Raw genomic sequence first — 12,419 nt, 5'->3', positions numbered from 1 at the left:
GACGCCGCGTTTGCGCGGCGTCCCGACTCTTCATTTACTTCTTCAGGTCTTCGATCGATGTGATGTCCATGTAGCTCGGCACCACCAGGCCGATCTTCGTGCCGTTCAGATTGGGGCCGAGGTCTTCGATGTCCTTGCCCAGTTTCTCGTAGTAATCCGCATGCGTCGTCGGCAGCCAGGCTGCCACCATGCCGTCCACGTCGCCGTTGGCCACGCCGGCCCACATCGGCCCCGCCTCCACCTGGTTCAGCTCTACCTTGTAGTTCAGCTTCTCTTCCAGCACCTTTTTCACCACGTGGGTGCTGGCGATCTCGGAATCCCAGGCGACGTAGGCCAGGGTGATGGTTTCGCCGCTGCCCGGCTTGATGCCCTGCACCCATTTATTGACGATCTCCTGGTTGTTGTTCACCCATTCTGCCGCTGCTTCCTCCGGCTTTTTGCCGTCGGCGATGGCCAGCATCACTTTTTCCATATCGCTCGGCGTCCAGGTGAAGTTGTCCAGGAACGCATACGCGCTCGGGTGCTCTTCCTTCAGTCCCTTGCGGACGATCGTGTGAATCTGCTCCTCTTTCCCGTACACCCCTTTGGGGTCTTCCAGATACTTCAGGTCAAATTTGGAAAACATCCAGTGCGGCGTCCAGCCGGTCACGATAATCGGCTTTTTGTTTTTGACCGCCTCGCTGAGCGCCGCCGTCATCGCGGCGCTGGAGCCTTCCACCAGCTCCCAGTCCTTCAGCTCGTACTCCTCGATTGCCTTTTCCGTCGCTTTCATCAGGCCGGCGCCGGGGTCGATCCCGATGATCTTGTAATCCACCTGCTTGCCGACACTCTCGCCGCCGGCGTTCTGCGACGGCTGCTCCGTCGACGGCGAGACGCCGGAACAACCGGCCATCAGCATGCTGATTCCGAGGAGAACCGCCCATCCTTTGCCCCATCGTTTTTTCATGATTACCCCTCCTGCACGTTCTTCTTTTTCCCCATGTTTTGGGTGATGCGATCCAGCAAAATGGCCATGATCACGATTGCCAGCCCCGCTTCGAAACCGGTGCCGATATTGATCTGCGTGACCGCCCGGTAGACGTCGGCTCCCAGCCCTTTGGCACCGATCATGGACGCGATCACGACCATGGACAGCGCCAGCATGATGCTCTGGTTGACGCCCGCCATGATCGTCGTCTTGGCGAGCGGAAGCTGCACTTTGAACAGCTTTTGCCAGGAGGTGGAGCCAAACGCGTCCGAGGCTTCGATCAATTCCTTCGGCACCTGGCGAATGCCCAGATTGGTCAGACGAATCGTCGGCGGCATCGCGAAGATAACGGACGCGATCACGCCCGGCACCTTGCCCAGTCCGAAGAAAAAGATTGCCGGAATCAAGTAGACAAAGGCCGGCATGGTCTGCATGAAGTCGAGCAGCGGCGTGACCACGTTGCGCACCGAATCGTTGCGGGCGCACCAGATGCCGGCGGGCACGCCGATCACGATTGAAATCAACCCGGCGGTAAGCACCAGCGCCAGCGTTTCCATCGAATGTTCCCAATACCCCAGATTGGCGATCAGCAGCAGGCCGACCAGCGTAAACAGGGCGACGCGCAGCCGTCCGACCTTGTAGGCCAGAAGCGTGAAGCCGATGATCAAAAGCCAGTCGGGCAGACTGGTAAAGATCAGCGAAAACAGATCCACCGTGCTGCCGATGCCGGCCGAAATCACGTCAAACACCAGGCCGAAATGCTCATCCAGATACTGGACCAGCCGCTCCACCCAGCGGTCGAGCGGCAGTTTCGGAAACAGCTCACTCACCCGCCATCACCTGCCTTTCTTCTTCAGCATCGGACGGCGTTTTCCGGTTGACCTTGCCGGCCAGTCCGCCCAATACCGCCCCTTTCACGACGACACCCAGCAGGCGGTTCTGCTCGCCGGTGACGGCCACGGGGATGTCGGAAAACGCCACCAGGTCGAACATTTCGTTCAACAGCGTATTGGCCGAGACGGTCGGCACCTCGCGATCCATCACGTCTTCCAGCGTCTTCGCTTCCCGCGAGGCGGCATTGACCGCGTCCGCCTTGACCACGCCGATCAGCCGTTTCTTTTTGTCCACCACGTACAGGCTGGAGACGCCTCTGTCTTTCATCAACTGCAGGGCGACCCGCGGCCCCTTGTCGAGGGTGATCGTTTCCGCCCGCTTCATCACGTGTTCCGCCGCCAGCACTTTGGAGCGGTCCACGTCTTCCACGAACTTCTCCACGTACTCGTTGGCCGGATTGGTCAGAATCTCTTCCGGCGTGCCGATCTGGACGATCGCCCCGTCTTTCATCAACGCGATCCGATCCCCGATTTTCAAGGCTTCGTCCAGATCGTGGGTAATAAACAGGATCGTTTTCTGCATGGTCGTCTGCAGTTCCAGCAGTTCATCCTGCATGTCTTTGCGGATCAGCGGGTCCAGGGCGCTGAAGGCTTCGTCCATCAGGAGGACGTCCGGATCGTTGGCCAGCGCTCTCGCCAGCCCGACCCGCTGCTGCATCCCGCCGCTCAACTGATCGGGCATGCTGTTCTCCCAGCCGCTGAGGCCGACCAGCGCCAAGGCGTTTTTGGCCTTCTCTTCCCGCTCTTTTTTTGGAATATTCTGCACTTCCAGTCCAAACTCCACGTTCTCCAGCACCGTTCGGTGGGGAAACAGGGCGAATTTCTGAAAAACCATGCCCAGCTTTTTCCGCCGGACCTGCTGAAGCTGTTCGGCGTTCATCCCGACGATGTCTTCCCCGTCGATCAGGATGCGGCCGGCCGTCGGTTCGATCAGCCGGTTGATCAGGCGCACCAGGGTCGACTTGCCGCTGCCGGACAGACCCATGATGACAAAAATCTCTCCCGCCTCCACCTCAAAGCTGACCTGATTGACCCCCACGGTCAGGCCCGTTTCCTTGAAGATGTCCTGCTTGGACCGTCCCTGCTTCAGGTAGTCAAACGCGCGATGAGGCTGACGTCCAAAGATTTTCGTGAGATTTTCCACCTTGATTTTCGGCATAACGTCACCTCCAACGTTTTGTACGGACGCAATCGCTCCCTCTCATTGTATCGAAGGAGGATGGTTCCCACAAATTTGGTAATCAGCGATATTTACGAATATTTGGCGTTCAGAAAAAACTTTACGTACTTTTTTAACTTCATGCTAAGAATATCTCGTATATACTGTATGATATGATCATTTACTTCTGATGGTTTCCTTAGTACAATTCGAATCAGGTAAAACGGATAGAGGAGCTGCTTGGTTTGCTATGGATGCCAAACATGAAGAAATCCTTCAACGGGCTCAGGAACGGGTGATCGAAGCTCTCGCCAAGAACATGGATCTGTACGGAATCACCATGTCCACGGGGTTGCTGTACGGAACCCTGCTGTTTCAAGACAAGCCGATGACCCTCGATGAAATGGGCGAAGCGCTGGGCATGAGCAAGACGAGCATGAGCACCGGCGTGCGAACCCTGATGGAATTGAAAATGGTGGAAAAAATCTGGAAAAAAGGAGCGCGAAAGGACCACTACGAGGTAAACCTCGACTGGTACCAGAATTTCATTGACTTGTTCTCGCTCCGTTGGAGAAGCGCCGCCGAGTACAACGTGCACGCGATGAAAAAATCGCTGCAGGAGCTGCGCGCCCTTCTCCAAAGCGAAGAGCTGTCGGATGAGCTGAGAGAACGCGTGCAAACAAGCATTCACCGCATCGAAAACGGCTTGGAATACTACGACTGGCTCTCCCGCTTGATCGACTCGTTCGAAACGCACGAAATCTTTCAATTTGTGCCGAAGAAGCCGATGAGCTAGGCACGTCCCCATCCGCTTTTCACACAAAAGCACCCGTGATGCTGCGATACGGCAGAACCGCGGGTGCTTTTTTCGTGCCCGTCCGGCCGCTTTCCATGCTCACCGCCGCTTCTCCCCGCCTCGCCGCCCCATTCTTTTCGCATTACCCCTCAAGGACATGTGGACAGCCTGGTGAACGTATTTAAGGAAGGAGAAAAAACGAAAACGGGATGGAGGCATCCGGCCATGAAACTGATCACCGACGTAGCCAGACAGGCGGGCATTGCGGAAGAAGATCTGGAGCTGTACGGAAAATACAAGGCAAAGCTGTCCCGCGACCTGTGGGAAAAGGTTGCGGACCGTCCGGACGGCAAACTGGTGCTGGTCACCGCCATGAATCCCAATCCGGCGGGGGCGGGCAAGACCTTGACAACCATCGGGCTGTCCCAGGCGCTGAACCGCATCGGGAAAAAGACGTTGCCGCGCTGCGGGAACCTTCCCTGGGACCGTGCCTGGGCATGAAGGGAGGCGCGACCGGCAGCGGAAAAGCGGAAATCCTCCCGTCCGATGAGATCAACCTGCACTTTACGGGCGATCTGCATGCGATTACGGCGGCCCACAACCTGCTGGCCGCGATGATTGACAATCACCTCTACCACGGCAATGCCCGGCGGATCGATCCGAAGAAAATCGTGTGGAAACGGGCGATGGACATGAACGACCGGGCGCTCCGCCAAATCGTGGTCGGCCTGGGCGACGGAAACGGACCGCTGCGGGAAGACGGCTTCCTGATCACGCCCGCGTCGGAAATCATGGCCATCCTGTGCCTGAGCGAACAGATGGACGACCTGCGGGAGCGGCTGGGGCGGATCATCATCGGCTACGACCAGGACGGCCAGCCGGTCACGCCGCAAGGAATGGGCCGCCACCTTTTCCCCAAAAAAACACGCGCGCCCCGCTGCTCCCGCATGGAACCTGGACCATCGGGCGTGCCGCATGCTCATGGGACGCGCGTGAAACGGGCCGCCTCGCGACCGGCCGTTTCCCTGTTTGATTCATTGGGCGTCTACCGGCCCGACAAGCCGAATGCCTCCGCCAGCAGCCGGAACGACTTTTGCTTCGCTTCGAAATCGTGCGTAATGGTGACCACCATAAACTCCGTCGTGTTGTACCGCTCGCTCATCTGCAGGATTCGCTCCTTCACCTGTTCCTTGGTGCCCACAATCATTCGCTTGCGGTTTTCCTGAATCCGGTAGCGGTCATAATCGGTATAGGGATACCGCAGCGCCGCTTCGACGGAGGGGGTACCCTGACTGCCGCCCCCTTTTTCCAGCAGCAAGAGGGACAGGTCGAGACTGGAAGCGATTCGGTTCGCTTCTTCCTCGGTTTCGGCACAGACGACAAAGATCGCCACCATCGACTGCGGCCGATCACTTACGAGGGACGGCTGAAAATGTTCCTGGTACCACCGCATGGCCTCTTCGCCGCCTTCCCCGTTGATAAAATGGGCAAAGGCGAACGATGCTCCTCGCTGGGCGGCCAGTCTGGCGCTCTCCCCACTGGAGCCGAGCAGCCACAACTGGGGCGCGGTGGGCACGATGGGCGTTGCCCGCAGCCCCGGAAACTTGTGGTTCTCGTCAATCGTGTCGTACAAATAGCCGATCAGATCATCCAACTGCTCGGGATACCGGTCGATGCCCGTTACTTTTCCCTCCTGCAGCGCTCTCGTGGCGAGCGGCATGCCGCCGGGTGCCCGGCCTACCCCCAGGTCGATCCGGTTGGGGTGCAGTCCTTCCAGCACGCGAAACGTTTCCGCCACCTTGTACGCGCTGTAGTGGGGCAGCATGACACCGCCCGTCCCTATTCGCATGTTCGTGGTGACCGCGGCCAGATGGGCCACCAGAATTTCCGGGCTGGACCCGGCCAACCCCAACGTATGGTGATGTTCCGATACCCAAAAACGATGATACCCCAGTTGGTCCAGTTCACGTGCCAGGCGGACGGTCTGGGACAGCGCCTCCGGGGCCGTGCTGCCCTGGGCAATCGGGGATTGGTCCAGTACGCTCAAGCGAATCATCTTGCTTCTCACCTCCCCCTTATGATTTCATGTTTTCCCTCCAAAAAGCAATGAACCAACTGCACCCGCTTGCAGTTTCAGGGCGCAAAGCAGAAGGCAGGCGCCACCCCCCGCCCGCTGCGTCAGGGCTTGAAAAAAACAGCCCTGCCCGTCTCCGCGCATACCGCGAAAACAAGCAGGGTATCGGTCAGCACAAACGGCGAACGCTAGGCGTGCAGGCTCCCCTCCAGACGGGAGGCGGGGCGGTAGGGACCTACCGGGAGCTGGATCAGGCAGGTTTGGCCGCGTGAGGCAATCCCATAGATCTCGTCGCACATATTCGCGTCGTATCCCAGAAGCGGATGCCCCGCCATCCCGAGGGCCGATGCCGCCAGCAGCACATGCTGCACGAGCATGCCGGCCTCCATTTGTTGAATGCGGTATCCCCTGTACCCCAGTGCCGTTTGGAGGTGATCCCGTCCCCCCGCCGGATGCAGGCAGAGCGGGGTTTGAAGCAGATTGACATTGTCGAGCGTCATGGCCTGCTGGAGCGACAGCCGATGATCTCCGGGACGTTCCATCTGCAGGGCATGCGCGCCGCTGTCATAGCGGTAGGCGCCGTCCGGGATGCCTTCCACATGATGCAGACAGAGATACAGCGAGACGCGAGGTTCGGGATTCGCTCGCACCCCGTCCAAATCATTCCGGTAGGCGAAGGAAGCGGTCGCTTCCCGCAGCAGCGCGGCGAGCTGCTCCTGGCTTACCCGGCCCAACACGAAGTCGATCCCCGGCGAATGCCGCTTCTTGCAGGCCGCTGCCAGGTCATACGACAACCGGTTCACCGGGGGCAGAGGCATCGCCCGACCCTTTACGTTTTCGTGCGTCTCTCCCTCCACCTGCCGAAACGACCGGGTCGATTCCAGCAGGGAGGCTTCGTTCATCCTGACCAGCATCGGGTACGGCCGGACCCGCCGCGACCGGACGTAGTGCTCATGCGCAACCGGCCTCAACTCCCGGCACAGTTCGCTGGCCGTGATCGCCTCGTCCCTCCCCCTGTCGGCAAACCAGGTCATCCCCGGTTCCACTGACAGCGGAATGACTGCATACACGCTCTCGTCCTGTTCGGACAGGCCGAGCAGATGGTTGACGGCCCTGTCAAGAAACTGGAAGTACACCCCCGACGAAAAGCCAAACCGTTTCGCCACCTCCAGCAGATGCCCGATCAGCACCCCGGCATCCAACCCCTGCAGCCGGTAGGAAAAGTTATAGTATTTAAAAAAATTTTTCCAAAACATCGTCGAGACAAACAACGTGCCGAAACAAGCCGACACGTCGCAGCGATTGCCGAGAGCCCTGGCGACATAGGAATCGAAATCGCCTTCCCGCAGCAGCACCAGGCGGTGGTGTGCGGTATCGTAATGGTAGATCCCTGCGGGCAAATCCTTTACTCGCAAATACAGGTACAATTCGCTGGGATACAGCGCCCCGCCGGAAGGAAGAAAGCGCCGGAACGAATGCGTTACGCCGCCTTCTTGTTCCGCTCCATCCCCGACAAGCTCCCATTGGCAGACTTTCGCAAGCCCGAACGCATACCAGAGAAAATGGCCGATGTCGGAAAGAGCGGGCGTTCCGGGCACTTCCCGTCCTTCCAGCGTCAGCGGCACTTCCGCAGAAAGCGGGACGACAGGCAGGCCGCGGTAAAGCTTATACGGGAGGGGGGCGTCGTTCCAATCCACCTCCCAGTCCGGCGGATCAAGCCTGTCAATGTCAAAGTGCAGATTGTGCAAAAATGAATCCAGACGCATACTTCTTCCTCCCGTCCGGGATTATGGAAACGGATGCGGATGGGGATTGAGCTGTTCACGTGTCAACGGCTGCCTGGCATATCCCAGTTCCATGGGGACCCGCAGCACCCGTTCCAACCCTTCCAGGCGGGTCAGGTGATACCCGAACGTCATCGGCAGCATCCCCGGAATCAGCACTTTCACGCAGTACAGGCTGTTTCGCCTCATCTCCGGTGTCGTTTGGTCCACCACGATCACGTCGAGGTTCACACGGCGAAAAGCCTGGAGAATGTCTTTCAAATCATCAGTCAGGTCGGCCGCCCTCTCCTTCCGCTTGAATGCCTCGTCAAACGTTAGCAGCGGACGGTCCTCATCCAGCAAAAAATCCAGGCGCTTCTCCGCTTGCGGCAAGCCGTACAGCATGGAGTGGTCTTCCATCTCCTGCACCAGGAACGGATCATCCAGCATTCGCTCATACTTCTCCCGGTACGCTTCGAATTTGTCGTCAATCGTCAGCATCATGTCAGCCAGCTCGTGAACCGCGCCTTTCACCGCCCGTACCGGGTCCGGATGAGCCCCGGCCGCACAGATGAGATTCACTCCGGTTTCCTTTCTGTTCTTGGCCAACACCCACACGCTTGGAATTCCGTTCTCCATCGTCGCGTTGTAGAAATGCAGGTCGTATCCGCCCACCGCCTTCGCACGCTCGATCATCAATCGCAGTTCCGTATCGTCGACGGAACCAGGGTCAAGACGCGGGAGAGGCAGTTGGGCGTACCACGTCATCAGGAACGAATCGCGCTCCACCACTTCCAAAATGCCGTAGAAGATAGCTTCCTCCAAACTTCCGCCCAAGGCGCATCCGTTAGACGTTTCATAGACGAAGCCGTCCCCGTAATCCAGACTGTAATAGGCAAGCAGTTCCGGAACCAGAATCGGACGCTCCTGCATAAAGGAATAGCCCCATACCCAATGGATCGGGCGGTCAGGATCAAACGGTTTGAACGGAAAATCGGGCCGCGCATACTGTTCCTTGGCGTGCACCCCTACCGTAAGAGGGTTGAGTGCCTGATCGGCAAGGTTGCGATAGCTGTCGTGTACGACCGTCCGTTTGCCGCGGGGTTCCAAACCGCAGTACCGCTCCAATCCCTCCAAAATCGCCAACAACTCGCTTTCCGCGAAGGAATGAGTCCGACCCGCCGTCGATTCGTCCCCCGTAAACAGCGGCAGATTGACGCTGACAACGGCAAACGGCGACTCGAAGTTATTCCGTTTCCCATTGACCAATCCCGTCCGGGAATCCAGATAGTCCTTGCCCAGAACGTTCTTCAGCTCATCCATCGGACGGCAGCGGTAACTGTCGGCACTGATCTTCGGACTGGGCGCGAGCGAAATCCGCGCCGCCATCGGCGAATCGTCGGGCAATCGACCGCATACCGGACACAGCGGGTCGGGGAGAAAGAAGTGACGCGAGCTCTCCAGCGTTTTCAGGTTGATCAGGCAGACGCTTTCTTCCAGGTGGGCCTGCCTGCCCTGCAGCACCCTTTCGGCCTCGGCGACAAGCAGGTGAGCTGTCTGCAGCATCCCGGTCCGCGACGCCCACGGGTCACGCGGCATCCCCCCGTGTTCCGCCAGCGTCCGTTTCCATTCCCACATCTCGCTGCGGTCCCTTCTCGCCACGACGCGCCGCAGGTCCGCACACTGGGAGCACCCCGGCGTACCCGGGCGCACCAGCGGTCCGACCACACCCTCGCCACATGCGGCAAAGCCCCGCAGCCAAGGGATGCCGGTCGGTGGAAACAACGCTTCCGCCTCGTAATGAACGGAAGGCTCCCAGGTATCATGCAAAACCAGCGCCAGGTCCGCCGGTTCCGGCATCCCGGTTTTCACGTCGGCATGACGAACGATCCGGTATCGGGAGGACAATTCCCTGCTCACGAAGTCGGCCAACAGCCCTTCTCCAACAACAACCACACCAGCACTCACCGGGACTCCTCCTCTCGCACCAGCACGCCAAACACCCCTGCCAACTCCTCTTGCAAGAACGGCTCCCGCGCCAGATCGCAGACCAGAAGCCGCTTGCGGTTTCGTTGTAACACCTGCAGAGCGGACTGCACAACCTCGACATGATCGTCCGCTTCACACGCGGGGATCGCAAGACTTTGCGGTGCCTTGTCTGCCAGCAGCACGGCTGAAACCTCCACCGCCTGCATCCCGGGACGCGCCGCTTGGTTTTGCGCCTTCAGCAGCGCCTGCTGCAGCGACTGCCGCAGCGCTGAAGTCACTTGGAATCCCACGCTGCCATACCACCGGCCGTTCATACCGGCCCACACCACAGGGAACCCATAGACGTCCTCTCCCAAGCCGATCAGCGGAGCTCCCTGCATCGTGGTCAACGCCTGCAAATAATACCGGCAGCGCTCATCTTCGACCGTCTCCACCCGCACCAAAGAGATGCGCGGCTTCTCATCCGCGTGTCTCTTCCTCAGTGCCTCGGTCAAACACTTCTGCAGTCCCCGGCTTACGCCTTCTGCAGCCGTTTCCCCCGCTCCGACGCCGACCCATTCATCCGGTTGGATCATGCTCCTTCCGGCCTCCTGCTCGGCGGGAAGCGTCGACGCGAGCCGATCAACCATTCGCGACACGTACGTTTCGATCCCGGCCAGTCCCGCTTCCCGCCGCGCCTCCTCATGCGTCAACCCTGTACAGACAACCGCCGGCAGCAGCCGAGCCGGTCCTTCCGACAGCGGATCGACAGCCTGAACCACGCACTGTGCCAACGGAATCTGCCGGGTGTCCAACGGATCCCACACATGCAAAATGCCGGTTTCCGGTGATGCAAGCCGGCTGAGGTACGGAATCAATCCGTCCGATTCCCGCCTTGTGGAATCCCGTTCGAGCCGCAGATCTGAAACGTGGACCCAGTGGATTGGTTCGCAGCCGGTCACCAGCGGATGGGGCAGGAACGAATGCCAGCTTCCTTCCAACGTCTCCAGGTTCAAGAGAAAGAATTGCGGTTCCCGTTGGAATACGCCCGTTGCCGTTTTGAACCATTCGAACACCATGACATTCGCCAGCATGGCTCCCGCGGTGGAGGAGAAGGCGTGCTGCTTCGGGTCTTTGCGCACCGCCGACAGGTGCAGGCGGCGCCACGCCGACTCCCAACATCCCGCACTGTCCGGATGCACCAGCGGACCGGCCATCCCTGTCTCATGGATGCACAGGGCCGGGAGGAACACCTTTTTTTCCTGCCTGCAGACGTCATGCAGAACCCGCAGTTCCTCGACATCCCCCTTCTCTGACACGTACAGGATCGCATCGAACGGCTGCACAAACTCCCGCCAGGAAATGACGCCCCCTTTTTGCAGCGAAATGTCCTCCAGCGATACCTCAGGGTCCTCTTTTCGGGCATGTTCCGCCAGTTCCGCCAACCGCTGCCGGTTTGTGACTGCCTCATCCGTGACCAGTACGTGCAGCCTTGGCAGTCCCGATTCCAACAACGCCGCTACCAGCGAGAGCAGTAACGGGCCGGCGCCCACCGCTGCCACCCTGGACTGACGATACGTCTGAAAGCGGTAGGCACCCGAATCCCCGAAACTGTTCAAAAATTCGATTTGCTCCGCATATCGTTTGCGTATCTCTTCCGGCAGTTGATGCGGCCGATCCCGGCTTACATCCCGGACAAAGCCGTTTTGGTACAGCACCTCTGCAATTTCATACACCCGGTCCCGGTATGGGGCCGGCAATCCGTCCGTCAACTCCTCCAGCGTGTGCTCGCCGTTTAACACCGGCATCAGTTTTTCAATCCACTGCAGGATCGTCCTGCCTTCCATGTGAAACGAGCCGATGTTGTTCCGAAAATACACACCGCCGGATGGATCGGGGAGAAAAAACGTGTCTCCCTTCACTTTCAGACGCATCGATGGCTTCAAACTTGTCATACCATGCTTCCTCCCGTCAGCTGTTCTGAAATCCGCAACCATCCCTCAACACACTCCGTGTTAATCATATGTACCGCTATTTGTCCCTCTTGCCTGCTTTGTTGAGAAGTCCCCTCCACGCCGACAACTTCCGTGCCACGAGACAAACAGACCGGTCACATGCAGCCGAAAAAAAGCCGAAACCCTTGCAATTGAAGGGTTTCGGCTTTCCTGTCAAACGATCACAAACCTCTGTCTTCACCAGGTTAAAAGCATCGTCCGCACCGGGGGCCAAAGCAATTGTGGCAGCGTGGGAAAAAGCAATTGTGGCAGCGCGGGAAAAAGCAGTTGTGGCAGCGCGGGAAAAAGCAATTTCGGCAGCGTTGAAAACAATTTCTACAGTTTCTGCCGCGTCCCCCACATTGCCCGCAATTGAATTGGGCGTAATCGTAGTCCGGATTCTCATAGGGAACCATCTCGCTCGCATGAAACTCATCCGCTTCTACCTTTTTGATTTCTTTTTTAAAATCGTCCAATTTGATACCCTCCATTCATGAATTGATCTGGATGTTTCATCACCGAAAACGTGTCCGTCAGCGCACCGGACGCTATGCGGCCGCTGCGGACGTGCAGCGCTCGCGCTCCCTGCCGCAACCGTCAGGAACTGACGTAATCAAAGCTGTCCTCGTAGGTGTCGTAAAAAACGTCGTAGTAGTCTCCGTACGAGTCAACATAATCAACGTAGTCCAAATAATAGTCATAGAATGGCTCCTGGTAGACAACCGGCACGTAGGACAGATAGGGCGGATACGGGACATGATACGGGTGGGGCCATTGATACCATTGCGGAGAAAACGCGGCTGTG

9 protein-coding genes and 1 pseudogene are annotated in these 12,419 nt (G+C 58.6%); 2 read left to right on the top strand and 8 right to left on the bottom strand.

What is annotated here, in order from left to right:
• Positions 1–34: 34 nt before the first annotated feature.
• Genes A6764_RS03910 through A6764_RS03900 form a run of 3 tightly spaced genes read right to left on the bottom strand, consistent with a single transcriptional unit; the run spans position 35 to position 3,019 of the window.
• Positions 35–946: a glycine betaine ABC transporter substrate-binding protein gene (locus tag A6764_RS03910; protein WP_029098204.1), complete on the bottom strand. Its 912-nt coding sequence runs from the start codon at positions 944–946 to the stop codon at positions 35–37.
• A gap of 2 nt (positions 947–948) precedes the next feature.
• Positions 949–1,797, bottom strand: a complete 849-nt coding sequence (locus tag A6764_RS03905) for an ABC transporter permease (protein WP_029098203.1) — start codon at positions 1,795–1,797, stop codon at positions 949–951.
• Positions 1,790–3,019, bottom strand: coding sequence for a quaternary amine ABC transporter ATP-binding protein (locus tag A6764_RS03900; RefSeq protein WP_029098202.1), 1,230 nt, complete (start codon positions 3,017–3,019; stop codon positions 1,790–1,792). Before A6764_RS03900 ends, A6764_RS03905 begins: the two co-directional genes overlap by 8 nt.
• Before the next feature lie 250 nt (positions 3,020–3,269).
• On the opposite strand from A6764_RS03900, the gene A6764_RS03895 reads away from it, so the two are divergent.
• The gene (locus A6764_RS03895; RefSeq protein WP_029098201.1) at positions 3,270–3,815 is read left to right on the top strand and encodes a GbsR/MarR family transcriptional regulator; all 546 of its coding nucleotides are present in this window, start codon (positions 3,270–3,272) and stop codon (positions 3,813–3,815) included.
• Between the two features lie 225 nt (positions 3,816–4,040).
• Positions 4,041–4,702: pseudogene (locus A6764_RS03890) on the top strand (formate--tetrahydrofolate ligase); the annotation flags it as partial.
• Between the two features lie 158 nt (positions 4,703–4,860).
• Here A6764_RS03890 and A6764_RS03885 read toward each other — a convergent pair.
• The 5 genes from A6764_RS03885 to A6764_RS22345 all read right to left on the bottom strand — a co-directional run bounded on the left by A6764_RS03885 (position 4,861) and on the right by A6764_RS22345 (position 12,030).
• Positions 4,861–5,871: an LLM class flavin-dependent oxidoreductase gene (locus A6764_RS03885; RefSeq protein WP_065067308.1), complete on the bottom strand. Its 1,011-nt coding sequence runs from the start codon at positions 5,869–5,871 to the stop codon at positions 4,861–4,863.
• Between the two features lie 206 nt (positions 5,872–6,077).
• Complete coding sequence (locus A6764_RS03880; RefSeq protein WP_065067309.1) at positions 6,078–7,655, bottom strand: SagB family peptide dehydrogenase; 1,578 nt, start codon at positions 7,653–7,655, stop codon at positions 6,078–6,080.
• A 21-nt stretch (positions 7,656–7,676) separates the two neighbouring features.
• A complete protein-coding gene (locus A6764_RS03875) occupies positions 7,677–9,620 on the bottom strand; it encodes a TOMM precursor leader peptide-binding protein (RefSeq protein ID WP_065067310.1) in 1,944 nt (647 codons plus the stop codon).
• A complete protein-coding gene (locus A6764_RS03870; protein WP_065067311.1) occupies positions 9,617–11,575 on the bottom strand; it encodes a putative thiazole-containing bacteriocin maturation protein in 1,959 nt (652 codons plus the stop codon). Before A6764_RS03870 ends, A6764_RS03875 begins: the two co-directional genes overlap by 4 nt.
• 245 nt (positions 11,576–11,820) lie before the next feature.
• A complete protein-coding gene (locus A6764_RS22345) occupies positions 11,821–12,030 on the bottom strand; it encodes a hypothetical protein (RefSeq protein ID WP_413541982.1) in 210 nt (69 codons plus the stop codon).
• Positions 12,031–12,419 lie beyond the last annotated feature (389 nt).

Origin of the sequence: Brevibacillus sp. WF146, assembly GCF_001673705.2 — a bacterium.
Classification (GTDB): domain Bacteria; phylum Bacillota; class Bacilli; order Brevibacillales; family Brevibacillaceae; genus Brevibacillus; species Brevibacillus thermoruber.
The sequence above is the reverse complement of the archived record's forward strand: the minus strand, read 5'-3'. Positions and strand labels throughout refer to the sequence as shown.